This is a genomic window from Mycobacterium avium subsp. avium, assembly GCF_009741445.1.
GTDB lineage: Bacteria > Actinomycetota > Actinomycetes > Mycobacteriales > Mycobacteriaceae > Mycobacterium > Mycobacterium avium.
The window spans coordinates 939,539-964,684 of the sequence record NZ_CP046507.1 but is presented as its reverse complement, the minus strand read 5'-3'; the positions used below and the strand labels follow the sequence as shown (position 1 = coordinate 964,684).

At 71.5% G+C, this 25,146-nt stretch carries 29 protein-coding genes and 1 pseudogene; 9 read left to right on the top strand and 21 right to left on the bottom strand.

All coding sequences use genetic code 11. The features are described from left to right. The first annotated feature begins 5 nt into the window (after nucleotides 1–5). From MAA44156_RS04865 to MAA44156_RS04850, 4 genes are read left to right on the top strand one after another with little or no spacing between them, the layout of a single operon-like run. Complete coding sequence (locus MAA44156_RS04865; RefSeq protein WP_065371202.1) at nucleotides 6–509, top strand: DUF2617 family protein; 504 nt, start codon at nucleotides 6–8, stop codon at nucleotides 507–509. Continuing rightward, a complete protein-coding gene (locus MAA44156_RS04860; RefSeq protein ID WP_003872689.1) occupies nucleotides 506–937 on the top strand; it encodes a DUF4247 domain-containing protein in 432 nt (143 codons plus the stop codon). The genes MAA44156_RS04865 and MAA44156_RS04860 overlap by 4 nt, the downstream gene beginning before the upstream one ends. Before the next feature lie 44 nt (nucleotides 938–981). Beyond that, nucleotides 982–1,437: a DUF350 domain-containing protein gene (locus tag MAA44156_RS04855; protein WP_003872690.1), complete on the top strand. Its 456-nt coding sequence runs from the start codon at nucleotides 982–984 to the stop codon at nucleotides 1,435–1,437. Continuing rightward, nucleotides 1,434–3,005 (top strand): polyamine aminopropyltransferase, encoded by a 1,572-nt coding sequence (locus MAA44156_RS04850; RefSeq protein ID WP_009977787.1) that lies wholly within the window; start codon nucleotides 1,434–1,436, stop codon nucleotides 3,003–3,005. The genes MAA44156_RS04855 and MAA44156_RS04850 overlap by 4 nt, the downstream gene beginning before the upstream one ends. 10 nt (nucleotides 3,006–3,015) lie before the next feature. Here the strand turns inward: MAA44156_RS04850 and MAA44156_RS04845 are convergent, their stop codons facing one another. The 10 genes from MAA44156_RS04845 to thrS form a co-directional block, all read right to left on the bottom strand. Continuing rightward, nucleotides 3,016–3,768: a YebC/PmpR family DNA-binding transcriptional regulator gene (locus tag MAA44156_RS04845; protein ID WP_009977789.1), complete on the bottom strand. Its 753-nt coding sequence runs from the start codon at nucleotides 3,766–3,768 to the stop codon at nucleotides 3,016–3,018. Nucleotides 3,769–3,902: 134 nt separating this feature from the next. Further along, nucleotides 3,903–4,499, bottom strand: a complete 597-nt coding sequence (gene pdxT / locus MAA44156_RS04840) for a pyridoxal 5'-phosphate synthase glutaminase subunit PdxT (protein WP_009977791.1) — start codon at nucleotides 4,497–4,499, stop codon at nucleotides 3,903–3,905. Further along, nucleotides 4,496–5,332 carry an acyl-CoA thioesterase II gene (gene tesB, locus MAA44156_RS04835; protein ID WP_003875361.1) on the bottom strand — a complete coding sequence of 279 codons (837 nt, stop codon included), beginning with the start codon at nucleotides 5,330–5,332 and terminating at the stop codon, nucleotides 4,496–4,498. The genes pdxT and tesB overlap by 4 nt, the downstream gene beginning before the upstream one ends. A 9-nt stretch (nucleotides 5,333–5,341) precedes the next feature. Beyond that, on the bottom strand, nucleotides 5,342–6,253 hold the full coding sequence (gene pdxS / locus MAA44156_RS04830) for a pyridoxal 5'-phosphate synthase lyase subunit PdxS (RefSeq protein ID WP_009977793.1): 912 nt from the start codon (nucleotides 6,251–6,253) through the stop codon (nucleotides 5,342–5,344). A gap of 69 nt (nucleotides 6,254–6,322) precedes the next feature. Continuing rightward, on the bottom strand, nucleotides 6,323–7,348 hold the full coding sequence (locus tag MAA44156_RS04825) for an NUDIX hydrolase (protein ID WP_033726206.1): 1,026 nt from the start codon (nucleotides 7,346–7,348) through the stop codon (nucleotides 6,323–6,325). Next, on the bottom strand, nucleotides 7,348–8,472 hold the full coding sequence (locus tag MAA44156_RS04820) for a glycosyltransferase family 4 protein (protein WP_009977797.1): 1,125 nt from the start codon (nucleotides 8,470–8,472) through the stop codon (nucleotides 7,348–7,350). The genes MAA44156_RS04825 and MAA44156_RS04820 overlap by 1 nt, the downstream gene beginning before the upstream one ends. After that, entirely contained in the window at nucleotides 8,472–9,413 is a 942-nt protein-coding gene (locus MAA44156_RS04815) for a phosphatidylinositol mannoside acyltransferase (protein WP_031355414.1), read from the bottom strand. Before MAA44156_RS04815 ends, MAA44156_RS04820 begins: the two co-directional genes overlap by 1 nt. 17 nt (nucleotides 9,414–9,430) lie before the next feature. Continuing rightward, nucleotides 9,431–10,072, bottom strand: coding sequence for a phosphatidylinositol phosphate synthase (pgsA, locus tag MAA44156_RS04810; RefSeq protein WP_003875355.1), 642 nt, complete (start codon nucleotides 10,070–10,072; stop codon nucleotides 9,431–9,433). A 12-nt stretch (nucleotides 10,073–10,084) separates the two neighbouring features. Further along, nucleotides 10,085–10,669, bottom strand: coding sequence for an ATP adenylyltransferase (locus tag MAA44156_RS04805; RefSeq protein WP_003878557.1), 585 nt, complete (start codon nucleotides 10,667–10,669; stop codon nucleotides 10,085–10,087). Then, entirely contained in the window at nucleotides 10,662–12,716 is a 2,055-nt protein-coding gene (gene thrS / locus MAA44156_RS04800) for a threonine--tRNA ligase (protein ID WP_009977800.1), read from the bottom strand. The genes MAA44156_RS04805 and thrS overlap by 8 nt, the downstream gene beginning before the upstream one ends. A 98-nt stretch (nucleotides 12,717–12,814) precedes the next feature. Here thrS and MAA44156_RS04795 point away from each other — a divergent pair, with 98 nt between their 5' ends. After that, nucleotides 12,815–14,509: a Na+/H+ antiporter gene (locus MAA44156_RS04795; RefSeq protein ID WP_029248534.1), complete on the top strand. Its 1,695-nt coding sequence runs from the start codon at nucleotides 12,815–12,817 to the stop codon at nucleotides 14,507–14,509. Between the two features lie 13 nt (nucleotides 14,510–14,522). Here MAA44156_RS04795 and MAA44156_RS04790 read toward each other — a convergent pair whose 3' ends face one another. The 3 genes from MAA44156_RS04790 to MAA44156_RS04780 are packed head-to-tail and all read right to left on the bottom strand — an operon-like array spanning nucleotide 14,523 to nucleotide 17,361. Further along, entirely contained in the window at nucleotides 14,523–15,767 is a 1,245-nt protein-coding gene (locus tag MAA44156_RS04790; RefSeq protein WP_009977803.1) for an amidohydrolase, read from the bottom strand. Nucleotides 15,768–15,819: 52 nt separating this feature from the next. Then, nucleotides 15,820–16,446, bottom strand: coding sequence for a PaaI family thioesterase (locus MAA44156_RS04785; protein WP_009977804.1), 627 nt, complete (start codon nucleotides 16,444–16,446; stop codon nucleotides 15,820–15,822). A gap of 36 nt (nucleotides 16,447–16,482) precedes the next feature. Continuing rightward, nucleotides 16,483–17,361, bottom strand: coding sequence for an aldo/keto reductase (locus MAA44156_RS04780; RefSeq protein WP_029248535.1), 879 nt, complete (start codon nucleotides 17,359–17,361; stop codon nucleotides 16,483–16,485). A gap of 57 nt (nucleotides 17,362–17,418) precedes the next feature. On the opposite strand from MAA44156_RS04780, the gene MAA44156_RS04775 reads away from it, so the two are divergent. Next, on the top strand, nucleotides 17,419–17,919 hold the full coding sequence (locus tag MAA44156_RS04775) for a DUF1990 domain-containing protein (RefSeq protein WP_009977805.1): 501 nt from the start codon (nucleotides 17,419–17,421) through the stop codon (nucleotides 17,917–17,919). A gap of 96 nt (nucleotides 17,920–18,015) precedes the next feature. Here the strand turns inward: MAA44156_RS04775 and MAA44156_RS04770 are convergent, their stop codons facing one another. The 5 genes from MAA44156_RS04770 to fdxA are packed head-to-tail and all read right to left on the bottom strand — an operon-like array spanning nucleotide 18,016 to nucleotide 20,851. After that, the gene (locus MAA44156_RS04770; RefSeq protein ID WP_009977806.1) at nucleotides 18,016–18,957 is read right to left on the bottom strand and encodes an NAD(P)H-dependent flavin oxidoreductase; all 942 of its coding nucleotides are present in this window, start codon (nucleotides 18,955–18,957) and stop codon (nucleotides 18,016–18,018) included. 6 nt (nucleotides 18,958–18,963) lie between these two features. Further along, nucleotides 18,964–19,308 (bottom strand): cupin domain-containing protein, encoded by a 345-nt coding sequence (locus MAA44156_RS04765; protein WP_003875345.1) that lies wholly within the window; start codon nucleotides 19,306–19,308, stop codon nucleotides 18,964–18,966. Nucleotides 19,309–19,355: 47 nt separating this feature from the next. After that, the gene (locus tag MAA44156_RS04760; protein ID WP_003875344.1) at nucleotides 19,356–19,781 is read right to left on the bottom strand and encodes a hypothetical protein; all 426 of its coding nucleotides are present in this window, start codon (nucleotides 19,779–19,781) and stop codon (nucleotides 19,356–19,358) included. Beyond that, on the bottom strand, nucleotides 19,778–20,482 hold the full coding sequence (locus MAA44156_RS04755; RefSeq protein WP_009977808.1) for a helix-turn-helix transcriptional regulator: 705 nt from the start codon (nucleotides 20,480–20,482) through the stop codon (nucleotides 19,778–19,780). The genes MAA44156_RS04760 and MAA44156_RS04755 overlap by 4 nt, the downstream gene beginning before the upstream one ends. A 12-nt stretch (nucleotides 20,483–20,494) precedes the next feature. Then, nucleotides 20,495–20,851 carry a ferredoxin gene (gene fdxA, locus MAA44156_RS04750; RefSeq protein ID WP_003875342.1) on the bottom strand — a complete coding sequence of 119 codons (357 nt, stop codon included), beginning with the start codon at nucleotides 20,849–20,851 and terminating at the stop codon, nucleotides 20,495–20,497. Between the two features lie 56 nt (nucleotides 20,852–20,907). Here fdxA and MAA44156_RS04745 point away from each other — a divergent pair, with 56 nt between their 5' ends. The 3 genes from MAA44156_RS04745 (at nucleotide 20,908) to MAA44156_RS04735 (ending at nucleotide 22,536) form a co-directional block, all read left to right on the top strand. Beyond that, entirely contained in the window at nucleotides 20,908–21,753 is an 846-nt protein-coding gene (locus tag MAA44156_RS04745) for a class I SAM-dependent methyltransferase (protein ID WP_009977809.1), read from the top strand. Nucleotides 21,754–21,877: 124 nt separating this feature from the next. Next, nucleotides 21,878–22,090, top strand: coding sequence for a hypothetical protein (locus MAA44156_RS04740; protein ID WP_003878561.1), 213 nt, complete (start codon nucleotides 21,878–21,880; stop codon nucleotides 22,088–22,090). A 182-nt stretch (nucleotides 22,091–22,272) separates the two neighbouring features. Then, nucleotides 22,273–22,536 (top strand): Rv2628 protein family, encoded by a 264-nt coding sequence (locus MAA44156_RS04735; protein ID WP_011725503.1) that lies wholly within the window; start codon nucleotides 22,273–22,275, stop codon nucleotides 22,534–22,536. Between the two features lie 13 nt (nucleotides 22,537–22,549). Here MAA44156_RS04735 and MAA44156_RS04730 read toward each other — a convergent pair. The 3 genes and pseudogenes from MAA44156_RS04730 to pcaH all read right to left on the bottom strand — a co-directional run bounded on the left by MAA44156_RS04730 (nucleotide 22,550) and on the right by pcaH (nucleotide 25,091). Then, nucleotides 22,550–23,774: pseudogene (locus MAA44156_RS04730) on the bottom strand (lyase family protein). Continuing rightward, complete coding sequence (gene pcaG, locus MAA44156_RS04725; protein WP_023861177.1) at nucleotides 23,771–24,334, bottom strand: protocatechuate 3,4-dioxygenase subunit alpha; 564 nt, start codon at nucleotides 24,332–24,334, stop codon at nucleotides 23,771–23,773. Before pcaG ends, MAA44156_RS04730 begins: the two are co-directional and overlap by 4 nt. Continuing rightward, the gene (pcaH, locus tag MAA44156_RS04720) at nucleotides 24,327–25,091 is read right to left on the bottom strand and encodes a protocatechuate 3,4-dioxygenase subunit beta (RefSeq protein ID WP_009977813.1); all 765 of its coding nucleotides are present in this window, start codon (nucleotides 25,089–25,091) and stop codon (nucleotides 24,327–24,329) included. Before pcaH ends, pcaG begins: the two co-directional genes overlap by 8 nt. Between the last annotated feature and the right edge of the window lie 55 nt (nucleotides 25,092–25,146).

The window sequence follows — 25,146 nt, the reverse complement described above, 5'->3', positions numbered from 1 at the left end:
ACCCGGTGCCCCTTCATCAGCTCGCCGTGACCCCCGCGGACGTGTCCGGGGAGAAGCTGGGCCTGGCGCTCAACGCGCCGGTGCCGGCGCCGCTGGTCAGCCACCGGCTGGACCATCCCGGCGGCGGCGCGCTGTTGCTCGGGGTGCTGGGCGCGTCGCACGTCGTCGCGGTCGAGCATGCGTTCTCCGAGGAAATCTCGTGTACCGCACGCAGTTTCGGCGCCGACCTGCCCGAGCGCGCCGAGGCGCCCGGCTACCGCCTGCGCTCCCGCTCCGACGCCCGTGACGAGGCGAGCTTTCGCCGGCTCGCCGACGACCTTCGCGACCGGTGCGCGCGCCGGCCGGGCTGGCTGGGCGGCAGCTTCCCCGGCGACGGCGCCGCGCTGACCGTGCTGGCCGCCCGGCCCGACGGCGCCGGCTGGCGCTGGCGGACCTGGCACCTGTATCCCGACCGCCCCGCCGGCCGCGGCGGGACCGTCGTTCGCACCGCCAGCCGGTGGCATCCGTGAGCCGCAACCGCCTGTTCGTCATCGCCGGCGCCCTGGCCGTCGCCGCGGTGGTGTGCCTGGTGACCGGAATTATCTTGCTGCAGAAGAACATTGCGTCCTATGTGGCCGGCCACTACCACGAGTACGCCCGCGACGTGAACGGCACCCGCTACCAGTGCACCGGCTCGCCCGAGCAGGTGGCCGACACGCTGTCCGAGTACGCCGAGCCCGCGGCGCGGGCCGACGACAACAAGACCGAATACCTGCGCTACAGCAACGACATCGTGATCGTCGGCCCGGACGGCAACTACCCGTGCAGCATTCGCGTCGAGCCGCTGAGCGCCGGATACAGCCACGGCGCCTTCGTCTTCCTCGGCCCGGGCTTCTTCCCCGGGTCGCCGTCCGGCGGCGCCGGAGGCACCCCCGGCGGGCCGGGCGGCACCAAGTGACGGCCCGGCCGTAGCAGCGGATCCACAACGCAAAGGAGACAACCATGTACCTCGCCGTCGAGATCGGCACCGTCGACCTCAATCCCGTCCTCAAGGGCGCGGTCGCGACCATCCTGTACTTCGCGGTCGGCATGGCCGTGCTGCTGGTCGGGTTCTACGCGGTCGACCTGCTGACCCCGGGCAAGCTGCGCCAACTGGTGTTCATCGACCGCCGGCCCAACGCCGTCGTCGTCGCGGGCGCGATGTACATCGCGCTGACCGTGGTGATCATCACCGCCATCGCCAACAGCTACAGCCAGCTGGGCCAGGGCCTGGTCGGGGTGGCGGTGTACGGGCTGATGGGCGTCATCCTGCTCGGGGTGGCGCTGCTGGCGATGCACCTGCTGATCCCGGGCAGCTTCCACGAGCACGTCGAGGAGCCGCAGCTGCACCCGGGATCGTTCGCGGTGGCGCTGATCCTGCTCGCGGTGGGAGGAGTGACCGCCGCGGCGGTGTCATGAGCACCGTCGAGGTCAGCGCGCCCGAGGCGGCGCCGCCGTCGCCGGGGCGGTGGCGGGTGCTGCTGCTGGCCGCCGTCGCGGCGTGCGCGGCCTGCGGCATCATCTACGAACTCGCGCTGCTGACGCTGTCGGCCAGCCTGGACGGCGGCGGCATCGTCGCCACCTCGCTGATCGTGGCCGGCTACATCGCCGCGCTGGGGGTGGGCGCGCTGCTGGCCAAACCGCTGCTGGCGCACGCCGCGCTCGGCTTCATCGCGGTCGAGGCGCTGCTGGGCGTGGTGGGCGGGCTGTCGGCGGCCGCGCTGTACGTGGTGTTCGCGTTCCTGGACGGCTCGGTCGGGTCGACCTGGGTGCTGGCGGTCAGCACGGCGCTGATCGGTGGCCTGGTCGGCGCCGAGGTGCCGCTGCTGATGACGCTGCTGCAGCGCGGACGGACGGCCGGGCCCGCCGACGCCGGCCGCACGCTGGCCAACCTCAACGCCGCCGACTACCTCGGCGCGTTGCTCGGCGGGCTGGTGTGGCCGTTCCTGCTGCTGCCGCAGCTGGGCATGATCCGGGGCGCGGCCGCCACCGGCATGATCAACCTGGCGGCGGCGGCCGTGGTAGCGATTTTCCTGCTGCGGCAAGTGGTTTCGGCGCGGCAACTGGCGCTGGCGCTGTGCGCGCTGGCCGCCGCGCTGGCGCTGCTGGCCGGCCTGCTGCTGCGCTCGGCGGACGTCGAAACCACCAGCAGGCAAAGGCTTTACGCCGACCCGATCATCGCCTACCGGCACACGCCCTACCAGGAGATCGTGGTGACCCGCCGCGGTGACGACACCCGGCTGTACCTGGACGGCGGGCTGCAGTTCTCCACCCGCGACGAGTACCGCTACACCGAGAGCCTGGTCTACCCCGCACTCGGCAACGGCGCCCGGTCGGTGCTGGTGCTCGGCGGCGGCGACGGCCTGGCCGCGCGCGAATTACTGCGCCAGCCCGGCATTTCCAGGATCGTGCAGGTCGAACTCGACCCCGCCGTCATCGAGATCGCCCGCACCACGCTGCGCGCCGCCAACGGCGGTTCGCTGGACAACCCGCGGGTGCGGGTGCTGACCGGGGACGCGATGGCCTGGCTGCGCGGGCCGAACCCGGATCGGTTCGACGCGGTCATCGTCGACCTGCCCGACCCCGACACCCCGGTGCTGGGGCGGCTGTACTCCACCGAGTTCTACGCGCTGGCCGCCCGCGCGCTGGCGCCCGGCGGGCTGCTGGTGGTGCAGGCGGGCAGCCCGTTCTCCACCCCGACGGCGTACTGGCGCACGGTGTCGACCATCCGGGCGGCCGGCTACGCCGTCACGCCCTACCACGTGCACGTGCCCACGTTCGGCGACTGGGGCTTCGTGCTGGCCCAGCGCGGCGACACCCCGCCCGCGCCCAAGGTGCCGCCCGACGCGCCGCCACTGCGCTTCCTCGATCAGCGGGTGCTGCAGGCCGCGGTGGTGTTCTCCGGCGACGTCGGGCCGCGACCGCTGGAACCCTCGACGCTGGACAATCCGCGCATCGTCGGCGACATGCGGCACGGCTACGACTGATCGGCCTGCGTCACTCCTCGATCTGGGCCAGGATCTCGTCGGGAATGTCGGCGTTGGTCCACACGTCCTGGACGTCGTCGCTGTCCTCGAGCGCGTCGACCAGCCGCATCACCTTCTGCGCGCCGTCGGCGTCCAGCGGCACCGTCACGGACGGCTGGAATCCCGCCTCGGCGGAGTCGTAGTCGATGCCCGCGTCCTGCAGCGCCGTCCGCACCGCGACGAGATCGGTTGGCTCGCAGATGATTTCGAAGCTGTCGCCGAGGTCCTCGACCTCTTCGGCGCCGGCATCCAGCACGGCCGCCAGGATGTCGTCCTCGGTCAGGCCGTTCTTCTCACAGGTGACGACGCCCTTGCGGGAGAACAGGTAGGACACCGAACCCGGGTCGGCCATGGTGCCGCCGTTGCGGGTCATCGCCACCCGCACCTCGCTGGCGGCGCGGTTGCGGTTGTCGGTCAGGCACTCGATCAGCACCGCCACGCCGTTGGGCGCATACCCCTCGTAGGTGATGGTCTGCCAGTCGGCGCCGCCGGCCTCCTCGCCGGCGCCGCGCTTGCGGGCCCGCTCGATGTTCTCGTTGGGCACCGAGCTCTTCTTCGCCTTCTGGATCGCGTCGTAGAGCGTCGGGTTGCCCGCCGGATCACCGCCACCGACGCGGGCCGCGACCTCGATGTTCTTGATCAGCCGGGCGAACATCTTGCCGCGGCGTGCGTCGATGACGGCCTTCTTGTGCTTGGTGGTGGCCCACTTGGAATGGCCGCTCATCGGTGTGTCGTACCTCTTCTATCTCGTCGAAAGTCGCCAGACGAGTCTACGTGGGCGCCGAAAGCGCCAAGCGCCGAGCGTCACGCCAGCGTGACCGTCGTCGCCGAGCGTCACGCCAGCGTGACCGCCGGCGCTCAGACCACCCCGGTGACCAGGTCGACGAACAGCCGGTGGATGCGCCGGTCGCCGGTCATCTCGGGGTGAAACGCCGTGGCCAGCCTGGCACCCTGGCGCACCGCGACGACGTGACCGGCGGCGCGGGCCAGCACCTCGACGCCGTCGCCGGCGCGCTCCACCCAGGGCGCGCGGATGAACACCGCGCGCACCGGCCCGTCCAGGCCCGCGAACGCGATGTCACCCTCGAACGAGTCGACCTGGCGTCCAAAAGCATTGCGGCGCACCGTCATATCGATCGCCCGCAGCGGCAGCGCCTCCCGCCCGCCGGCGCCGGCGTCCAGGATCTCGCTGGCCAGCAGGATCATCCCGGCGCAGGCGCCGTAGGCGGGCAGCCCGTCGGCCAGCAGCCCCCGCAGCGGCTCCAGCAGGTCGAGGTCTTTGAGCAGGTGGCTCATGGTGGTCGATTCCCCGCCGGGGATGACCAGCCCGTCGACCGCCTCGAGCTCGCCACGCCGGCGCACCGGCATCGACTCGGCCCCGGCCTCGCGCAGCGCGGCCAGATGCTCGCGGGTGTCGCCCTGCAGCGCCAGCACCCCGATCCGCGGGGCGCTCACTGCCGATATCCCCGCTGGAAGCGGGTCAGCCCCTCCTGCATGACCGCGGCCACCATCTCGCCGGACTGGGTGAAGATCTTGCCCTGGCACAGCGAGCGGCCGCCGTTGGCCGACGGCGAGGACTGGTCGTAGAGCAGCCACTCGTCGGCGCGGAACGCCCGCATGAACCACATGGCGTGGTCCAGCGACGCCACCTGCAGGTGCTCGCGCACGTCGAGGTGGGTAACCTGCGCCGAGCCCAGCAGCGTCAGGTCGCTCATGTAGGCCAGCGCGCAGATGTGCAGCACCGGGTCGTCGGGCAACGGGTCGCGGTGGCGGAACCACACCTGCTGCTGGGACGCCTTGCCCGGGGTCAGCTGCAGCTTCTCCCGCGGCACGATGCAGACGTCCCACTCCTCGAACTGCTTGAACCCGGCGTCGTCGAACACCTTGATCGAGTCCAGCCCGGGCAGGCCGTCCGGGGGCGGCGCAGCCGGCATGGCGTCCTGGTGGTGGATGCCCTCCTGGTCGGTCTGGAACGACGCGCCCATGGAGAAGATGATCTCGCCGTGCTGAATGGCGTTGACCCGCCGGGTGGCAAACGAGCCGCCGTCGCGGGTGCGCTCGACGATGAACACCGTGCGCTCCTTGGCGTCCCCGGGCCGCAGGAAGTACCCGTGCAGCGAGTGCACCTGGTAGCGCGGGTCGACCGTGCGCACCGCCGACACCAGCGACTGGCCGGCCACATGGCCGCCGAAGGTGCGCTGGAAATATCCGGAATCCGGGCTGAAGACGCCCCCGCGGTAGATGTTGACCTCGAGTTGCTCGAGATCAAGGATCTGCTCGATCGACACGGATTGTTCTTACCAGCCGCGTTCCGCCAGGCGCTCGGGCTGCGCGATCTGCTCGACGTTGATGCCGACCATCGCCTCGTCCAGCCCGCGTGACACCTTGGCCAGCACGTCGGGGTCGTCGTAGAAGGTGGTGGCCTTGACGATCGCGGCGGCGCGCTGGGCGGGGTCGCCGGACTTGAAGATGCCGGAGCCGACGAACACGCCCTCGGCGCCGAGCTGCATCATCATCGCCGCGTCGGCCGGGGTGGCGATGCCGCCGGCGGTGAACAGGGTGACCGGCAGCTTGCCGGCCCGGGCCACCTCCACGACCAGTTCGTAGGGGGCCTGCAATTCCTTTGCGGCGACATACAACTCGTCTTCCGACAGCGACATCAGGCGGCGGATCTCGCCGCCGATCGCCCGCATGTGGGTGGTGGCGTTGGAGACGTCGCCGGTGCCGGCCTCACCCTTGGAGCGGATCATCGCCGCGCCCTCGTTGATGCGTCTTAACGCCTCGCCCAGGTTGGTCGCCCCGCACACGAACGGCACGGTGAACTTCCACTTGTCGATGTGGTGGGTGTAGTCGGCGGGGGTGAGCACCTCGGACTCGTCGATGTAGTCCACGCCCAGGCTCTGCAGGATCTGCGCCTCGACGAAATGCCCGATGCGGGCCTTGGCCATCACCGGGATGGTGACCGCGGAGATGATGCCCTCGATCATGTCCGGGTCGCTCATCCGCGACACCCCGCCCTGGGCGCGGATGTCGGCGGGCACCCGCTCGAGGGCCATCACGGCGACGGCGCCGGCGCCCTCGGCGATCTTGGCCTGCTCGGGGGTGACGACGTCCATGATGACGCCGCCCTTGAGCATTTCGGCCATGCCGCGCTTGACCCGCGCGGTCCCGGTTCGCCCGCTGCCGTCCGGTGAATGGGCGGTGTTCACTGCTCGATCTCCTTCAACGTTGTCGACCCAGTCTAGTGAGGCGACCCGGCCCCGCGTTGACCGGCGGAGTCAGCGGATCGACAGCAGCGGGCCGGGGGTGCGGCCGCTGGCCAGCGCGGCCGCGTCGGTGAGCAGCCCGGACAGCTGCAGCGGGTACACCGTCTCCCCCGCGGCGACGAGCTGGGCGATGTCGGCAGCGTCACACCAGCGGTGGCCGTGGATGTAGCTGCGTTCCAGTTCGGTTCGGCCCGTCCGGGACGGCTCGAAGCGCTGCGTGCGGTAGACGAAGTAGAACTCCTCGCTGTCGATCAGCGAGCCGTTGAACTCGAACACCTCGTCGCGCCGCCACACCGGTCCGACCAGCTCGGACGGCGCGACCCGCAGGCCGGTCTCCTCGGCCAGCTCCCGCGCGGCGGCCTCGGCCAGCCGTTCGCCCGGCTGCACCTCGCCGCCCACGGTGAACCACCACTTCGGTGCCGGCTGGCCGGCCAGCGCCGGGTCCGACCCGCGCAGCAGCAGCACGGCGCCGCGGTCGTCGAGCAGCACCACCCGGGCCGAGGTGCGGTGGTTGAGCACGCCGTGATCGCCGTGCGCCAGCGCGTGCGGCCGCTCCACGATCTCGAAATAGCTGGGCAGCGCGGCGGTTCCACCGAGATGCAGCAGCCGCACCAGGCGCCGCTCGGCCAGGGCCAGGGTGTCGCGGACCGCGTCGTTGTGGAAGCGGCGGGCCAGCAGCACCCGGGCCTCGGCGTCGGCCAGCTCGGCGATCAGCCCGGCCGGCAGCGACGCCGGGTCGACGGCGGCCAGCGCGGCCGACAGCTCGTTCTCGCGCGCCTCGCGGGCGGCCCGGGGCGCGGCCTCGGCGGCGTCGGCCAGCGCCGCCAGCCGGCGCCCCTCGGAGGCACCGCCGTAGGCGTCGATGGCCACCGCGCGCGCCACCACCGCGCGCCGGGCCAGCGCGCCATCCAGCGCCTGCCAGGACAGGTCGTAGCGCACGTGCAGCCGGTCCAGTCGGTTGGCGGTCCGATACGCCCAGACGCCGACCACCGCCAGCACCGCGACCAGGATCGCGATGCCGACCATCAGCCATGTCATCAACTGGCCACCTCAACCTTGGCGCCCGTCGCGGCGACCGTCTCGTACACCCGCATGATCTGGCTGGCCACCACCGACCAGTCGTAGCGCTGGACGGCCGCCTGCCCGGCGGCCACGTAGCCGTCCCGCAGCACATCATCCTCCAGCACCGCGATCAGCGCATCGGCGAGCGCGTCGCCGTCGCCGACGGGCACCAGAGCGCCCACCTCGCCGTCGCGCAGCACCCGCCGGAAGGCGTCCAGGTCGCTGGCCACCACCGGGGTGCCGGCGGCCATCGCCTCGACCAGCACGATGCCGAAGCTCTCCCCGCCCAGGTTGGGTGCGCAGTACACGTCGGCGCTGCGCATGGCCGACGCCTTGCCGGCGTCGTCGACCTGGCCGAGGAAGCGGATGTGCTTCACCAATTCGCCTGCCTGCGTGCGCAATTGGTCCTCGTCGCCGCGACCGACCACCAGCAGCTGCACGTCGGCGAACCGCTCGACCAGCCGCGGCAGCGCGTCGAGCAGCACCGCCATGCCCTTGCGCGGCTCGTCGTAGCGCCCCAAAAACAGCACCGTCTTGCCGGCCCGCGGGTAACCGTCCAGCCGCGGCGCCGAGGCGAACGAGGCGACGTCGACGCCGTTGGGGATCTCCACCGCGTCGGTGCCCAGCGCCTCCATCTGCCAGCGCCGGGCCAGGTCGGAGACCGCGATCCGGCCGACGATCTTCTCGTGCATCGGGCGCAGGATGCCCTGGAACACGGTCAGGGTCAGCGATTTGGTGGTCGAGGTGTGAAACGTCGCCACGATCGGCCCCTCGGCGATGTTCAGCGCCAGCATCGACAGGCTCGGCGCGTTGGGCTCGTGCAGGTGCAGCACGTCGAAATCGCCGTCCACGAGCCACTTTTTCACCTTGCGGTGGGTGGCCGGGCCGAACCGCAGCCGGGCCACCGAGCCGTTGTAGGGAATCGGGACGGCCTTGCCCGCCGAGACGACGTAGCCGGGCAGCACGGCGTGCGGCGAGGCCGGCGCCAGCACGCTGACGTCGTGCCCGCGGCGCCGCATCACCTCGGCCAGCTGCAGGACGTGCGACTGCACCCCGCCCGGAACGTCGAACGAGTAGGGGCAGACCATCCCGATCCGCATCAGCTGTCCCTCAACCGGGCCCGGGTGGAGTCGGGGAGGTCGGCCAGCCACTGCGGCTGCATCATGTGCCAATCCTCGGGGTGGGCGGCGATGTTCTTCTCGAAATGATCGGCCAGCACCTGGGTGATGGCGCCGACGTCGCCGCTGCTGCAGTCCAGCGCCGGGTAGATCAAAAACCGCCAGCCCTCGCCCTCGAAATGCACGTGCACCGGCAGCAGCGCCGCGCCGGTCGCGATGGCCAGCTTCGCGGGCCCGGCCGGCATCCGGGTGGCCTCGCCGAAGAAGTCGACCTGCACACCGGTGCGGGTCAGGTCGCGGTCGGCCATCAGGCACACCACCCGGTTGGCCCGCAGCCGGTCGCACAGCACCTCGAAGGGCGGCCGCTCGCCCCCGGACAGCGGCAGCACCTCGAACCCGAGCCGTTCGCGGTAGGCGATGAACCGCCGGTACAGCGACTCGGGTTTGAGACGTTCGGCGACGGTGGTGAAGGTGCCGTGCGATTGGGCCAGCCAGACGCCGGCCATGTCCCAGTTTCCGCTGTGCGGCAACGCGATCACCGCGCCGCGTCCCGCGCGCAGCGCGGCGTCCAGGTTGTCCTCGCCGCGCACCGAGTCCTGTAGCCGGCGGCCCAGCTCGGTCAGGTCCATGCTGGGCAGCCGGAATGCCTCGCGCCAGTAGCGGGCGTAGGAGGCCAGCGAGGCCCGCATCAGCGCGTCGGGGACGTCGGTGGGCGGCACCCGCAGCACCCGGGCCAGGTTCTTGCGCAGCTGGTCGGGGCCGCCGCCGCGGGCCGCGTAGCGCGCGGCGGCGTCAAAGGCGTTGCGGGCGGCGAACTCCGGCATCGCCCGCACCGCCATCCAGCCCGTCGCGTACGCCCAGTCGGCGCCGACGCCGCCCACCAGCCGGCCGGCCAGCCGGCCCGGCGCGGTGATCGCCCTCATCCCCGGCGGGGTGGGCATCACGGCGCGTCCGATCCTCGGTCGGTGGCGCCCGGCGAGGTCCGGACGGTGTGCAGCCGCTGCGCGCAGGTGACCAGGCTGGCCGCCGCCAGCGCCCACATCGCCACCGGCAGCGCCCACGGCAGCGGGTAGCCGGGAAGATCGGACAGCCCGGCGCCGACCAGCACGATGATCAGCCGCTCGGGCCGCTCGATGATGCCGCCGTCGCCGCGCAGGCCGCTGGCCTCGGCCCGGGCCTTGATGTAGGAGATCACCTGGGAGGTGACCAGGCAGATCAGCGTGGCCGCCGCCAACGGTTCGTCGTGCAGGCCGAAGGCCACCCACCACAGCAGCCCGCCGAACACCGCGCCGTCGCTGACCCGGTCACAGGTGGCGTCCAGCACCGCGCCGAACCGGGTGCCCCCGCCGCGCTCCCGGGCCATCGCCCCGTCGAGCATGTCGAACAGCACGAAGAACCAGACCACCAGCGTGCCGACGAACAGCTCGCCGATCGGGAACAGGATCAGCGCCCCGGCCACCGCCACGATGGTGCCCGCGACGGTGACGACGTCGGGGGTCAGGCCCAGCCGCAGGCAGGCCCGGGCGGTGGGAGTTGTCAGCCGCGCGAACGCCGCGCGGGATAAAAACGGCACCTTACTCATGGCGGTGTGGGCTCACGACTGCTTGGCCCACTCGGTGGCCAGCAGCTGGCGGGTTTCGCGCAGCAACTGCGGGATCACCTTCGACCCGCCGATGATGGTGATGAAGTTCGCGTCCCCACCCCAGCGCGGCACGACGTGCACGTGCAGATGCTCGGCCAGCGACCCGCCGGCCGAGGTGCCCAGGTTCAGCCCGACGTTGAACCCGTGCGGGCGCGACACGTTCTTGATGACGCGAATCGCCTTCTGTATGAACGACATCAGCTCCGCGCTCTCCGCGTCGGTCAGGTCCTCGAGCTCGGAGACCCGCCGGTAGGGCACCACCATCAGATGCCCCGGGTTGTAGGGGTAGAGGTTGAGCACGGCGTAGACCAGTTCGCCGCGCGCGACCACCAGGCCGTCCTCGTCGGTCAGCTGCGGAATGTCGGTGAACGGCTGCTCGCTCTTGCCCGACGAGTTGGGGCCGCGCTTCATCGGCGCCTCGGCCAGATAGGTCATCCGGTACGGCGTCCACAACCGCTGCAGGTGGTCCTGCTCGCCGACACCGCGGTCCAGGATGGTGCGCTCGGCGTCCTGCTCGGCCTGTTCGGGATCACTCACCACTGGACACTTTCACGAGTTCGGCGCTGGGGACGGAATTCTCGCGGTCGGCGATCCACTTGACGATCGCGTCGACCGCGCTGTCGCGGGGCACGCCGTTGATCTGGGTGCGGTCGCCGAACCGGAAGCTGACCGCCCCCGCGGCCACGTCCCGGTCGCCGGCCAGCAGCATGAACGGCACCTTCTGCGCGGTGTGGTGCACGATCTTTTTGGCCATCCGGTCGTCGCTGGCGTCCACCTCCACCCGCACCCCGTGCGACTTCAGCTGTGCGGCAACGCTTTCCAGGTACGGCACGTGCTCGTCGGCGACCGGAATGCCCACCGCCTGCACCGGCGCCAGCCAGGCCGGGAACGCGCCCGCGTAGTGCTCGGTCAGGATGCCGAAGAACCGCTCGATCGACCCGAACAGCGCGCGGTGGATCATCACCGGCCGCTGCCGGGTGCCGTCGGAGGCGGTGTATTCCAGCTCGAATCGCTCCGGGAAGTTGAAGTCCACCTGAATCGTCGACATCTGCCAGCTGCGGCCCAGCGCGTCGCGGGCCTGCACCGAGATCTTCGGGCCGTAGAACGCCGCCCCGCCCGGATCGGGCACCAGCTCCAGGCCGGACTCGGCGGCCACGTCGGCCAGCGAAGTGGTGGCCTGCTCCCACATTTCGTCGGAGCCGACGAACTTGTCCGGGTCCTTGGTGGACAGCTCCAGGTAGAAGTCGGTCAACCCGTAGTCGCCCAGCAGCTCGAGCACGAACCGCAGCAGCGACGCCAGCTCGCCGTGCAGCTGCTCGCGGGTGCAGAAGATGTGCGAGTCGTCCATGGTGAACCCGCGCGCCCGGGTCAGCCCGTGCACCACGCCGGACTTCTCGTAGCGGTACACGGTGCCGAATTCGAAGAGCCGCAACGGCAATTCGCGGTAGGACCGGCCGCGGGACCGGTAGATCAGCGTGTGCATCGGGCAGTTCATCGGCTTGAGGTAGTAGTCCTGCCCGGGCTTGCGCACCGTCCCGTCGTCGTCGTATTCGGCGTCGAGGTGCATGGGCGGGAACATCCCGTCGGCGTACCAGTCCAGGTGCCCGGAGGTGTGGAACAGCTGCGCCTTGGTGATGTGCGGGGTGTTGACGAACTCGTAGCCGGCCTCGATGTGCTTGCGCCGCGAATACTCCTCCAGCTCCCGGCGCACCACCCCGCCCCTGGGGTGGAAAACCGCCAAGCCCGAACCGATTTCGTCGGGGAAGCTGAACAGGTCCAGCTCGCTGCCCAGCTTGCGGTGGTCGCGCCGCTGGGCTTCCTCGATCAGCCGCAGGTGGTCGTCCAGCGCCTCCTGCGACTCCCACGCGGTGCCGTAGATGCGTTGCAGGCTGGCGTTGTTCTGATCGCCCCGCCAGTAGGCCGCCGAGCTGCGGGTCAGCTTGAAGGCCGGGATGTGGCGGGTGGTCGGGATGTGCGGCCCGCGGCACAAATCACCCCAAACCCGTTCCCGGGTACGGGGATTGAGGTTGTCGTAGGCGGTGAGCTCGTCGCCGCCGACCTCCATGATGTCGGGGTCACCGGACTTGTCGTCGACCAGCTCCAGCTTGTAGGGCTCGCCGGCCAGCTCGGCACGCGCCTGCTCCTTGGACTCGTACACCCGCCGCGAGAACAGCTGGCCCTCCTTGACGATCTGGCGCATCCGCTTTTCCAGCTTGTCCAGATCCTCCGGCGTGAACGGCTCGGGCACGTCGAAGTCGTAGTAGAAGCCGTCGGTGATGGGCGGGCCGATGCCCAGCTTGGCCTGCGGGAACAACTCCTGCACGGCCTGGGCCAGCACGTGTGCCGCCGAGTGCCGGATGACGCTGCGGCCCTCGTCGGTGTTGGCCGCGACGGGGACGACCTCGGCGTCGGTGTCGGGCACCCAGCTCAGGTCGCGCAGCGTGCCCGAGGCGTCGCGCACCACCACGACGGCGTCGGGCGCTCCCCGGCCCGGCAGCCCCGCGTCGCGCACCGCGGCGGCGGCGGTGGTCCCGGCCGGCACCCGGATCGGGGCTGGCCAGGAATCGGTTGCGGGGACGGTCATTGTGGCGGTCTCCAAGGCTCGCAGGGTCGACGACCATGCTATCGGGGCGGCCGAACGGCGAGCAGGGCCGTCGAGTAGCCACCGTCCGGTCCGGCACAATGAGGTCGATGGGCGCGCAGACGGCTTTGACCTTGCTGCTCGCCGCCATCGCGGTCATCGTGCTGGTCGACTGGATCAGCGAGCGCACCCGCCTGCCCAGCGCGACGCTGCTGGTCCTGGTCGGCATCGGGCAGGCGCTGCTGCCGGGGCCGACCATCGGCCTCGAGCCCGACGTGGTGATGACGTGCATCCTGCCGCCCCTGCTCTACCACGCGGCGCTGGAATCGTCGCTGGTCGGCATCCGCCGCAATCTGCGCACGGTGGTCAGCCTGTCGGTCGTCCTCGTGCTGCTGACCGCTGCGTCGGTCGGTGTCGCGTTCAGCCTGCTCGCGGGCGGCGCGACGCTCGCGGTGGGCATGGTGCTGGGCGCGGCGGTGGCGCCAACCGATCCGGTGGCCGCGCTCGCCGTCGCCCGCAAGGAGGGCCTGCCGCTCAACATCGTCACGCTGATCGAGGGCGAGGGACTGCTCAACGACGCGACCGCGCTGACCACGCTCGCGGTCGCCGTCACCGTGGCGCGCGGGGCCGCGTTCTCGGCGCCGTCGGCGATCCGGAAGTTCGTGCTGGCGGCCGTCGGCGGCCTGGTGGTGGGCCAGGTGTTCGCCTACGCCCGGCGCCTGCTGCGCCGGTGGCGGCACGACGTGCTGACCGCCAACGCCATCTCGCTGGCCACGCCGTTTCTCACCTATCTGGTCGCCGAAAAGCTGTCCGCCTCCGGCGTGCTGGCCGTCGTGGTGTGCGGGCTGATCGTCGGCCACGACTCGCCGCGGGTGGAATCCGGGGCGAGCCGCCTGCAGACCCGCGCCGTCTGGCGGCTGGTCAACTTCCTGCTCGAGGGCGTGGTGTTCCTGCTGATCGGCCATCAGGTGCCGGTGATCCTGGACGAGCTGGGCGGCTACGCGTTGTCGACGATCCTGGTGGCGGTCGGGGTGACCGTCGCGGTGGTTCTGCTGGTCCGGCCGCTGTGGCTGCTGCTCACCCAGTCGCTGCCCCGGTCGCTGCACACCCGGCTGGGCAACGTTGACGATTCGGCGACCGACGACGCCGAGCCGCGGCCCGAGCGCACCCGCGAGCGGCTCAGCGGCCGCGAGATCGTCGTGCTGAGCTGGGCCGGCACCCGCGGCGTGGTCAGCCTCGCCGCGATCTTCGCGGTGCCGGTGCTGACCGAGGGCAACGCGCCGTTTCCCGACCGCGACCTGCTGCTGTTCTGCACCCTGGTGGTGGTGCTGGTGACGCTGATCGGACAGGGTGTCACCTTCGGTCCGCTGGTGCGCGCCCTGGGCCTGCGCGCCAAGACCACCGACGAGCTGCGGCTGCGCAACCGGGCCCGGGCGGCCGCGCTGCGGGCCGCCCTGGACCGGCTCGACTCGCTGGACCCCGAGGACGGCGCCGACGTCGATCCCCGGGTGATCGACGGTGTGCGCCAACAGTTGTCGGCGCAGCTGGAGCGCTACGAACACCGGCTCACCCTGTTGTCGGACGTCGACGAGTTGCCCGCCGCCCCCGCCTACGAGGCCGCCGTGGGGCTGCGCCGGGTGGCCATCGACGCCCAGCGCGACGAACTCGTGCGCTGGCGCGACGCGGGCATGCTGCCCGACCAGAGCCTGCGCGCGATCGAACGCGAACTTGACCACGAGGAGAGCATGCTGCCGATGGGGTTGCCGCGATCCCCCCGACGCAGTCAAAAGCGTTGAGCCCCAGTTGATTTCAGGACGCGCTAGGGGCCAGCCAGGCCAGCGCGGCGACGGTCAGCGCCTCGGTGCCGGTGTCGAGGGTGGGCTGGATGACGGGGGCGAACCTCCCGGAGTGGTTGACGGGGATGTCCTCGGCCAGCCGGCCCGCCGCCTCGGCGCGCCGATACGCGCCGGGGTCGGCTCCCCCGAAACCCCAATAGCTGTACGGCGCGTCGAGCCCGGTGGCGATGTTGCTGAAGTCTTCGCTTCCGGTCTGCGCGGGAATCTCCGTCGCCCGGTCGCCGAAATGCTCGGCGAACACCGCCCGCACCCGCGCGGTGACCGCGGGGTCGTTGTCGGTGGCCGGGAAGTGGTTCATCATCTCGAACTCGGGGTCCCGCGGAGACCCGGACGCCTGGCATTCGGCGGTGACGATGCGCCGGACCGCGTCGAGCATCCGGTCGCGGGTCCGGCCGCTGAAGGTGCGCAGGTTCAGCTCCAGCACCGCGTGGTCGCCGATCACGTTGCTCTTGGCGCCCGACTCGATCCTGCCGATCGTCAGCACCGCGGTCTCGGTGGGCGCCACCTCGCGCGAGACGACGGTCTGCAACCGGATCACGATCATGGCGGCGAGCACGACGGGATCGACGGTCGTCTGCGGCATCGACCCGTGGCCGCCCCGGCCGTACACCGTGACCCGCATGCTGTCGGCGGTGGCCATGAAGGGCCCCGATCGGGTGACGATCTGGCCGGCCGGAAACGGCAGCACGTGCTGGGCCAGGGCGACGTCGACGTGACCGACCAGCCTCGCCAGCCCGTCGTCGACCATGCGGCGCGCGCCGTCGCCGAGCTCCTCGGCGGGCTGGAAGACCGCGACCAGGCTGCCGCGCCAGTGTTCGCGCGCCCCGGCGAGCAGCGACGCGGCGCCCAGCAGGCAGGTGACGTGGACGTCGTGCCCGCAGGCGTGCATGACGGGCCGTTCGTCGCCGCGCGGGTCGGTGGCGGTGACGGCGCTGGCGTACGGCAGGCCGGTGTCTTCGCGCACCGGCAGCGCGTCCATGTCGGCGCGCAGCAGGACGGCCGGGCCGGTGCCGTTGCGCAGCACCCCGACCACGCCGGTGCCTCCGACGCCCTCGTGCACGTCGTAACCGAAGCCGCGCAGCCGCTCGGCCACCACCGCCGCGGTGCGGTGTTCCTGGTGTGACAGTTCCGGATGCCGGTGCAGGTCGCGGTACAGGTCCTCCTGCCAGCCACGGATCCCGGGCAAACCCGCGAGCACCGGGCCGCGGGGCGATGCGGATCCAGTCATGCGGGGTGGGTACCCACTCGGATCACGGTTGGCCGGGTTTGAGCCGCACGAACAGCGCGTCGGCCTCGGTCAGCAACCGCTCGCCGTGGGTCAGCCGGCCGGACACGAAGATCTTGCGCCCGTCCACCCGGTCGACGCCGGCGTCGAACTGCAGCTCGGTCTCGATCGGGACGATGCTGCGGTAGTCGATCTTGAGGTAGGCGGTGCGCTGGCGCCGGCTGCCGGTGAGCACCGAGGCGGTCAGGCCCAGCACGGTGTCGAACAGCATCCCCAGCGACCCGCCGTGCACGGCGCCGTTGCGGCCCAAGTGAAAGCGGGCGAAGCGGGCCCGGCCGTGCATGCGGCCGTCCGCACCCTTCTGGGCCGACATCGGGATGGTCAGGATGTTGCCGCGCATCGGCAGATCCATCCGCCGGCCCGACGGCGACGCCCACTCGTCGGCGTCGAACGGCGCCAGCAGCGCCGACACCTTCTCCAGCTGGTCGGCGGCCTGGGTGATCACCTCGTCGGGGGCGTCGACGGCGCGAGCGTGATCCTGCAGCGCGCGCACGGCGTCGATGAACCGGCCGTAGTCGGGCCCGCCCTTGGTGGTCGGTTCGGGCGGATTGAACCCACCGCCGGGGTGTCGTTGATGTTCGGCCACCACCACACCGTATTGCCCGGCGGGCGCGGTTTCGCGCGCCGGCTACACCGTCTGCTGGGTCCCGGCCGTCGACAGCGCCTCGAATTCCTCGTCGGACAGCGTGATCCGGGCGGCGGCCACGTTCTCCTCCAGGTGCGCCACCTTGGAGGTCCCCGGAATGGGCAGCATCACCGGCGAGCGTTTCAGCAACCAGGCCAACGCCAGCTGCGACGGCGTCGCGTCGTGCTCGGCGGCGATGCGCTGCAGCGGGCCGTCGGGCGCGGCCAGCGGCCCGGCCGCCAACGGGAACCACGGGATGAAGGCGATGCCCTGCCGGGTCGCGGCGTCCAGCAGCGGCTCGGCGCGCCGGGCCGTCACGTTGTACATGTTCTGCACCGACACGATCTCGGTGATCTGCTGGGCCGCGGCGAGCTGATCGGGCGTGATCTCCGACAGCCCGATGTGGCGGATCTTGCCCTCGTTTTTCAGGGTGAGCAGCTCGCCCACCTGATCCTGCAGCGGGAAGTTGGGGTCGATGCGGTGCAGCTGGAACAGGTCGATGGTGTCGGTGCCCAGCCGGCGCAGGCTCATCTCGCATTCCTGGCGCAGATAACTGGGGTTGCCCAACGGGATCCAGATGTCGGGGCCGGTGCGCAGCAGCCCCGCCTTGGTCGCGATCACCAGGCCGTCGTACGGGTGCAGCGCCTCGCGGATGATCTCCTCGGACACGTACGGGCCGTAGGAGTCGGCGGTGTCGATGAAGTTCACCCCGAGTTCGACGGCCCGCCGCAACACCCGGACGCACTCGTCGCGGTCCGCGGGCGGGCCCCACACCCCCGCGCCGGTCAACCGCATCGCCCCAAAGCCGAGGCGGTTGACGGTCAGGTCGCCGCCGAGGGTCAACGTTCCGGATGCCTGGGTAATAGTCTGTGGCGCGCTCACCCCTCCGACCGTACCCGCCGAACCTCGCCGCGCGCCCCGGCGTGGCAAGCTGGCCGGGTGGACCTACGAGCGCTCGAGGAACTGCCGCTGACCTACTCCGAGGTGGGGGCGACGGCCTCCGGCGACCTGCCCGCCGGATATCACCAGCAACACGTCGAGCGCCAAATCGGTACGGGTGCAGCGCGTTTCGAGCAGGCCGCCGGGGCGGTGCTGCATTGGGGCATGCAGCGCGGCTCGGGGCTGCGGGTGCAGGCCAGCTCCGAGGTGGCCGTCGTCGACGCCGTGGTGGTGGTGCGGCTGGGGTTTGTGCCCGCCCCCTGCCGCGTCGTCTACGTCGTCGACGAACCCGACATCCGCGGCTTCGGCTATGGCACGCTGCCGGGCCATCCGGAGTCCGGCGAGGAACGCTTCGTGGTCCGCCACGACCCGGCCACGTCCGCGGTGTACGCGGAGGTGACGGCGTTCTCCCGGCCCGCAACCTGGTGGGCCAGGGCCGGCGGGCCGGTGCTGCGGGTCGGTCAGCGCGTCATCGCCCGGCGCTACCTGCGCGCGGTGTAGCCACCGCGGTTTCGTCGCCGAGCGTCACGCCAGCGTGGCGACCGCCGCCGAGCGTCACGCCAGCGTGACAACGGAGGCGGCGATCGCCGCCGAGGGTCACGAGCCCCAGCGGGACAGCAATTGCTCTGCGCCACTGCACATTTCGTCGATGACCTCCGCGACCGTCGCGTCATTGCGGATCATCCCCACCCCCTGGCCGGCATCCACCGGCGCGACCCGGCAGTCCCCGGCGGCGATCGCGGCGGCCAACTCCTCGCAGGCCCCGGCGTCCAGCGTTTCCTCCCGGCCGGTCCACCGCTCGACGAAGTCGTTGGCCAGCACCCGGGACGGGAACCGGGCCGGCCAGGGCAACCCCTTGGCGACGTCGAAGGCCCGGGTGACGGCGGTGTCGGTCTCGGCGGCCTCGACCAGGGCCCGCCGGTTGCCGTCGGCGGTCAGCGCCTCCGGGCAGGCCGACAGCCGGGTGCCCACCCACGCCCCGCTGGCGCCGGCGGCCAGCACCGCGGCCAGGCTGCGCGCCGAGGCGACGCCGCCGCCGGCCAGCACCGGCACCGAGACGGCGTCCAGCACGGCGTCGAGCAGCGGCAGCAGCCCCAGCTTGACCTCGCCGTGCCCGCCGCCCTCCGAGCCGCGCGCCACCAGGATGTCGACGCCGGCGTCGACCGCCTGCCGCGCGCCGAGGCTGTCGTAAACCTGTGTGACGGTGGGGATTCCGGCGTCGTGCGCCTTGGCGACCCAGGACCAGTCGGTGCCGAAACTGACCGACAGCAGGGCGGGCCGGGCGGCCAGGGCGTCCTCGAGCAGTCCCGCCTCGTTGCGCATCACCCAGTCGACCAGCCCGATCCCGAACCGGCCGTCGACGTATTGCAACTGCTCGGCCAGCAGCCGCCGGGTGGCCACGCTGCCCATCCCGACCATGCCCAGGCCACCGGCGGCGGTGACCGCCGCGGCCAGCCGGCCGCCGGCGACCCCGCCCATCGGGGCGTTGACGATGGGTACCCGCAGGCCGAAACCCGCGGACCAGGGTGTGGACAACATGGCCGGCTAGTGCGCCGACGGGATGGTTTTCAGCACGGTCAGCAGGACCACCGAGTCCTCCACCGCGTGCAGGGCGTGCCGTTCGGCCGGGATGGCGACATACTCGCCGGCCCTGCCCTCCCAAGCGTCGCCGCCGGTGGTCAGCCGCACATGACCCTGCAGCACCTGCAGCGTGGCCTCGCCCGGGCTGTCGTGTTCGGACAGGTCGTGGTCGGCCAGCAGCGCGAGCACGGTTTGCCGCAGCTCGTGGGTGTGCCCGCCGTGGATGGTGTGCGCGGCACGCCCGCTGTGCGATTGTTTTGCCTCGGCGAGCTTTTCGGCCGCAAGGTCGGTCAACGAGACGGAATCCATAATCGGGTCCTTCGAAGTCGCAAGGCCTTCGCCTTGAGGGTTGGCCGTCAACCGCTCAGTAGCAGTATCCCCGCCGCGATCAGCGCGACCACCTTGACCGCCTCCAGCGCGACGTAGCCGTAGTGGGCCCGGGAGCGAGGTCCGTCGTCCCCGGCCAGCACCCGGTCGGACCGGCGGGTCAGGGCGGGCCGGACCGCCACCAGCTGGACGGCCAGGGCGGCGACGGCCACGCCGATGGCCACCGCGACGCCCGCCCGGGTGGGGCCGGCCACCACGATCGCGCCGATGACGAGGGCGAAGACCACCTCGACGGTGTTGAGCGCGCGAAAGACCAAGCGCCCGATGCCCAGCCCGATCTGCAGAGTCACGTTGGGCGCCCGGAACTTCAGCGGCGCCTCCAGGAACGATATGGCCAGCACCATGCCGAGCCAGACGAAGGTGAGCGCGACGGCGATCGCGGTTCCGGTGCTCATCTGTCCGCCCCTTGCAGCGTCAGGTGAGCCAGACACAGGTCCGGCTCGACGAACGGGTCGAGCCGGTCCACCGAGACCGGCGCGCCCCAGCTTTCCATGGCCCCCTGCATCAGGCCCAGATGCACCGGGCACACCACATTCGAGGAGTTCTCGGCCAATTCCAGGAACGGGCAGTGCCGCAGGCCGACCTGCTGCTCTCCGTCGATCACCCGGCGCTCGGGTGCGAAGCCGAGCTCGTCGAGCACGTCGACCAGCTGGGCGATGGCCTGCTCGGCGCCGGCCGCGTCCCGCGGCAGCCGACGCCGTTCGGCGTCCAGCTGCTGCCCCCAGGCCCGGCCGGCGGCCAGCGCCTTGGGCGCGGGATCGGTTTCGGCGGCGAAGGCCTTCGCCAGGATTTCGGCCAGCAGCCGGTAGTGCCGCGTCCCGCCGCGGTCCATCTGCCGCACCGCCCGGAACATCAGCGGTGGGCGGCCCGGCCCCTTGCGGTCCAGCTCGACGTGCTCGACCTGGCCGTCGGCGACGAGGCTGTCCAGATGGAAGCGCACCGTGTTGGGGTGCACGCCCAGCACGTCGGCGATCCCGGCGATGCTCATCGGCTCGGGCGAGGCGCGCAGCAACCGCAGCACCGCGCGGCGGCGGCCGGCCGATTCCCCGGCCGAGGGGGCCAGCAACTTCCGTGACTTGGTCAACGGGTCCCCCACGCTCCTCGTCGGTCAGGAGCCGTCCGAATGGGCGGCACTGGGCTGGCTTGCCACCAGCGGGGTGTCGACGCCGAGCGGGCCCAGCTTGGCCGCCCCGCCCGGGGATCCCAGGGGCGCGTCGCGGCCCGGCAGCGGTTCGGCGAAGAACGCTTCATTGTCGGCCAGGTGCGGTTTGAGGTCCTCGGGCAGGTCATCTTCGTAGTAAATCGCCTCCACCGGACACACCGGCTCGCACGCGCCGCAGTCGACGCACTCGTCGGGATGAATGTAGAGCGCCCGGCCGCCCTCGTAAATGCAATCCACCGGACACTCGTCGACGCAAGCGCGGTCCATCACATCGATGCATGGCTTCCCGATCACGTAGGTCATGCGCTAGAGTTTACACAATCAATCTTGTAAAAACTAGCCTCAGCGTCGGAGAATCCATGGCCGCCAACGAACTTCGCACAGGTTCCGAACCTCCGCTCCCCGGGTCGCACCGCGCCGACGAGGCGGTGGCCGGGCATTGGCTGCTGGCGCGGCTCGGCAAACGGGTACTGCGGCCCGGCGGTGTCGAGCTGACCCGCACCCTGCTGTCCCACGCCCAACTGACCGGCGCCGACGTCGTCGAGCTGGCGCCGGGCCTGGGCCGCACCGCCACCGAGATCGTGGCCCGGGCGCCGCGCTCCTACGTGGGCGCCGAGGCCGACCCCGATGCGGCCAACGTGGTGCGCGGCGTGCTCGGCGATCTCGGTGCGCACAACGCCGCCGTGCGGGTCGCCGACGCGGCCGACACCGGATTGCCCGACGCCAGCGGCGATGTCGTCATCGGCGAGGCGATGCTGACCATGCAGGGCGATGCGGCCAAGCGGGCGATCGTCGCCGAGGCGGCGCGCGTGCTGCGCCCGGGCGGCCGCTACGCCATCCACGAACTCGCGCTGACGCCGGACACCGTCTCCGCGGAGGTCAGCACCGACATCCGCCGGGCGCTGGCCCGGGCCATCAAGGTGAACGCCCGTCCGTTGACCGTCGCGGAATGGTCGGCGCTGCTGGCCGAGCACGGATTGGTGGTCGATCACGTCGCGACCGCGCCGATGGCGCTGCTGCAGCCGCGCCGGCTGGTCTCCGACGAGGGGTTGTTCGGGGCGCTGCGGTTCGCCCGCAACGTGCTGGTGCACCGCGACGCCCGCAAGCGGGTGCTGACCATGCGCCGCACGTTCCGCAAACATCGCAGGCAACTGGCCGCCGTCGCGATCGTCGCCCACAAGCCGACGGCGTCGCAGACCGGCTGACCGCGGCCGACTTTGGGCCCTTTCCGCAATCGCGGCGTGACGAATTAGTGACGCCCCCTGACGTAACTTGGCTGCGGCGGTCGCGGGAGAACAAAGGAGCATGCCGGTTATGGGGGCCAGTCCAATGACGGAGTCCGACCTCGACGCGTTGGCGTCGGATTTCCTGCAGTCGCACTACCTCGGCTCGACGTACGCGGATTGGTCGCCCGATCGCCGGCTCGACATGTTCTTGCGGCGGCGGGGCCTGGCGCGGGTGGCCAACGACGGCGACCTGTCGCACAACGTGTTGCAACGCATCATGGCCCGAGCGGGCCGTGCCTCGTTGGCGCGGCACTGATCGGCCCGCTCGTCGCGACGGGAGAACCAGGTGGGCGATCACGATGACCGAAGAGCGGAAAAATCGGGATATTTCACGGCCAAAACAACGACCGGCGCAATGGTACACACGTACTATTGTGCTCGAGAGCTGGACGTGCCGCCGGAGTCGAATGAGTCGTTGAGGCTAGCGGGGAGGGGACGATGAATTCACCCAAATGGATGGTTCATTGGCCGCAGCGCAAACCGACGGCCACCATCTACCAGCTGACCGACCGACTGCACCGCGGGCATGTCGCCCGGGTGCCCGCCCACCAGATCACGGCGACGGTGTCGGCGTGGCTGGCCGATCTGGGCGCCGACAGCCCGCTGGTCGACGAACTCGAACGCGCGGTGCGTGGCGGCGACTGGGCGGCCGCGCACGCCCTGGGCGAGTGCCTGTCCATCGAGATCGCGGTGGCCGACTGAGGCGCCGGATCGCTCACCGCTCGGGACGCACCCGCGCGGCGCGGCGCAGCGTCTCGTCGATCACCCGGTCGACGGCGCCGAAGTAGGTCGGTGACGGTGCGCCGCCGGCCAGCTCGGCGATCGCCCGCTGTTCACCCAAAACGTCTGCGGCTGCGAGGTTTTCGGCTATCCGCGCGGCGTGCACGCTCAGCCCGGCCAGCAGTTCCGTGCACTGGGATGCGGCCACGGCGGTGCGCCGGCCCAGGGTGCGCAGCGTGTCCCACTCGGCATGCCAGGCGCCGTCCGGGCGTTCGTCGCCGGCCAGCGCGGCGGCGGTGTGCAGCGTCGCGGCCAGTGGCGGGCCCGCGATGGCCGCCCGGCGAATCAGGACGGACAACACCGGGTTTCGCTTGTGCGGCATCGACGACGAGCCGCCGCGGGTGGCGGTCGCCGGCTCACCGAGTTCGCCGATCTCCGGACGGGCCAGGGTGACGACGTCCGCGGCGATACGGCCCCAGCTGTCGGTGCAGCCGACGAGAGCGTCGGCGGCCGCGGTGATCGGTGCACGGGCGGTGTGCCAGGGCGGCCGCGGCGCCAGGCCCAGCGCGGCCGCTGCCGCGAGCGAGCTCGACGGAGACCGCCGCCGGGTCGACGGTACCGGTGCGCAGCGCCGCGAGTTCGGTGCTGGCGGCCAATGTTCCTGCCGCGCCGCCGATTTGGACCGGGGTGACCAGGGCTATCACGTTGTCGAAGGCGTCGATGACCCCGTTCAGCCAGCCGGCGGCCTTGGCGCCGAAGGTGGTGGGGGCGGCGTGCTGGGTGAGGGTGCGGGCCACCATGGGGGTGGCCCGGTGCCGGTCGGTCAGCGCGGACAGCACCCGGATCTGCTCTCGCAGTTCGGCGATCAGGTCGTCGGCGAGCGCGCGCACGCCCAGCATCAGGGCGGTGTCCAGCACGTCCTGGCTGGTGAGCCCGCGGTGAATCCACGGCGCGACGGCTGGGTCGGCGCGCTCCCGCAGCAGGCGCACCAGCCCGATGACGGGGTTGCCGCCGTCCTCGGCGCCGACCGCTAATGTCTCGGAGTCGTTGTCCGCCAACAGGTTCCGCAGGTCTGCCGCCGCGTAGTCGGCCGGTGCCAGTCCGGCGCCCGTCAGCGCGGCCAGCCACGCCGATTCCACCGCCACCATCGCATCCAGCAGCGCGGCGTCGGTCATGTGCTCACCGGCGCGGTGGTCCCCCGGCCACAACAGGTTGGTCATCGCTCGTCCGTCCGGTAGGCCAGGAACACCGTCTCGCCAGGTCCCTGCAGGCGGATATCGAATCGGTAAGCGCGGCCGCCGTTTTCGGCGACGCACAGCAGCGTGGTGCGGCGCTCGGGGGCGACACGGGCCAGCAGCGGGTCGGTGTCCGGTCCCGCGCCGGGCAGGTAGGCGCGGGTGAACAGCCGGTTCAGCAGCCCGCGGGCGAACACGGTGAGCGCGAAGAACGGCGCGCGGCCGTCGATCACCGATCCCGGCGCGAGCGTGGTGAACCCGTATCCCCCGTCCTCGCCGGTCGCGCACCGGCCCCATCCGGTGAACACCGCGGGATCGCGGCGCAGCGAACCGGCTTGGCGCACAATGCGTCCCGCGCCGTCGGGCTGCCACAGCTCCACCAGCGCGTCGGGAACGGCCGCGCCGACGCCGTCGTACACCGTGCCGTGCAGCCGGACGGCCCGCGGATCGCCGTCGTCGACCAACCGGGCGTCGCCGGGATACGGCAATCCCAGGTCCAAAAAGGGGCCGACGGTTTGCCCTGGCGTGCAGGCTGTTTCAGTCATTCCCGGCCCCGGTCGGGGTTCGCCCGCCGCCGGCCAGCACGATGTCCCACCGGTATCCGGTGGCGTATTCCGGCTGGGTGAGGTCGTGGTCGTAGTGGGCGATCAGCCGCCGGCGCGCCGCGGGGTCCAGGATGGACTGAAAGATCGGATCCAGTTCGAACATCGGGTCGCCGGGAAAATACATCTGGGTGATCAGCCGCTGGGTGAAGGCGGTTCCGAAGACCGAGAAATGGATGTGGGCGGGCCGCCAGGCGTTGTGGTGGTTGCGCCACGGGTAGGGGCCGGGCTTGATGGTCAGGAAGCGATACCAGCCGTCCGGCCCGGTCAAACAGCGCCCGGCGCCGGTGAAGTTGGGGTCCAGCGGGGCGGGGTGGCGGTCGCGCTGGTGGCGGTAGCGGCCGGCGGCGTTGGCCTGCCAGATCTCGACCAGCTGACCGGCCAGCGGCCGGCCGGCCTCGTCGACGACCCGCCCGGCGACGACGACCCGCTCCCCGATCGGCTCGCCGCGATGGCCGGCGGTCAGGTCGGCGTCCAGCGGGTCGACGTCGTCGCGGCCGAAGCACGGCGCCCACAGCTCGGCCGCCTCGGGATCGACCGCGACGAGCGGTTGCTTGGGGTGGCGCAGGATGGTGGCCCGGTACGGCGGATAGTCCAGCAGCGGCTGGCCGGCGCCCCCGTCGTCGGCGCGGTATTGCGCTGCGATGCGGGCGATCTCCGCGGTGATGTCGCCCTGAGAAGCGACACACTCGGGGTCCATGAGCCGTGAGGCTACTCCCGATCGGTCGCCGAACCCGGCAGGCGGGCGGTGTGGT

Excerpts from the sequence above, each read along its gene's own strand:
- MAA44156_RS04770 (WP_009977806.1), bottom strand. The coding sequence starts at position 18,957 with ATGTTGTCCACACCCTGGTCCGCGGGTTTCGGCCTGCGGGTACCCATC.
- MAA44156_RS04745 (WP_009977809.1), top strand. The coding sequence starts at position 20,908 with ATGGCCGCCAACGAACTTCGCACAGGTTCCGAACCTCCGCTCCCCGGG.
- pgsA (WP_003875355.1), bottom strand. The coding sequence starts at position 10,072 with ATGAGTAAGGTGCCGTTTTTATCCCGCGCGGCGTTCGCGCGGCTGACA.
- pcaG (WP_023861177.1), bottom strand. The coding sequence starts at position 24,334 with ATGACTGAAACAGCCTGCACGCCAGGGCAAACCGTCGGCCCCTTTTTG.
- MAA44156_RS04815 (WP_031355414.1), bottom strand. The coding sequence starts at position 9,413 with ATGAGGGCGATCACCGCGCCGGGCCGGCTGGCCGGCCGGCTGGTGGGC.
- MAA44156_RS04740 (WP_003878561.1), top strand. The coding sequence starts at position 21,878 with ATGACGGAGTCCGACCTCGACGCGTTGGCGTCGGATTTCCTGCAGTCG.
- MAA44156_RS04820 (WP_009977797.1), bottom strand. The coding sequence starts at position 8,472 with ATGCGGATCGGGATGGTCTGCCCCTACTCGTTCGACGTTCCGGGCGGG.
- MAA44156_RS04855 (WP_003872690.1), top strand. The coding sequence starts at position 982 with ATGTACCTCGCCGTCGAGATCGGCACCGTCGACCTCAATCCCGTCCTC.
- MAA44156_RS04845 (WP_009977789.1), bottom strand. The coding sequence starts at position 3,768 with ATGAGCGGCCATTCCAAGTGGGCCACCACCAAGCACAAGAAGGCCGTC.
- MAA44156_RS04735 (WP_011725503.1), top strand. The coding sequence starts at position 22,273 with ATGAATTCACCCAAATGGATGGTTCATTGGCCGCAGCGCAAACCGACG.
- thrS (WP_009977800.1), bottom strand. The coding sequence starts at position 12,716 with ATGACCGTCCCCGCAACCGATTCCTGGCCAGCCCCGATCCGGGTGCCG.
- pcaH (WP_009977813.1), bottom strand. The coding sequence starts at position 25,091 with ATGGACCCCGAGTGTGTCGCTTCTCAGGGCGACATCACCGCGGAGATC.
- MAA44156_RS04795 (WP_029248534.1), top strand. The coding sequence starts at position 12,815 with ATGAGGTCGATGGGCGCGCAGACGGCTTTGACCTTGCTGCTCGCCGCC.
- MAA44156_RS04760 (WP_003875344.1), bottom strand. The coding sequence starts at position 19,781 with ATGAGCACCGGAACCGCGATCGCCGTCGCGCTCACCTTCGTCTGGCTC.
- MAA44156_RS04765 (WP_003875345.1), bottom strand. The coding sequence starts at position 19,308 with ATGGATTCCGTCTCGTTGACCGACCTTGCGGCCGAAAAGCTCGCCGAG.
- MAA44156_RS04825 (WP_033726206.1), bottom strand. The coding sequence starts at position 7,348 with ATGACATGGCTGATGGTCGGCATCGCGATCCTGGTCGCGGTGCTGGCG.
- fdxA (WP_003875342.1), bottom strand. The coding sequence starts at position 20,851 with ATGACCTACGTGATCGGGAAGCCATGCATCGATGTGATGGACCGCGCT.
- MAA44156_RS04850 (WP_009977787.1), top strand. The coding sequence starts at position 1,434 with ATGAGCACCGTCGAGGTCAGCGCGCCCGAGGCGGCGCCGCCGTCGCCG.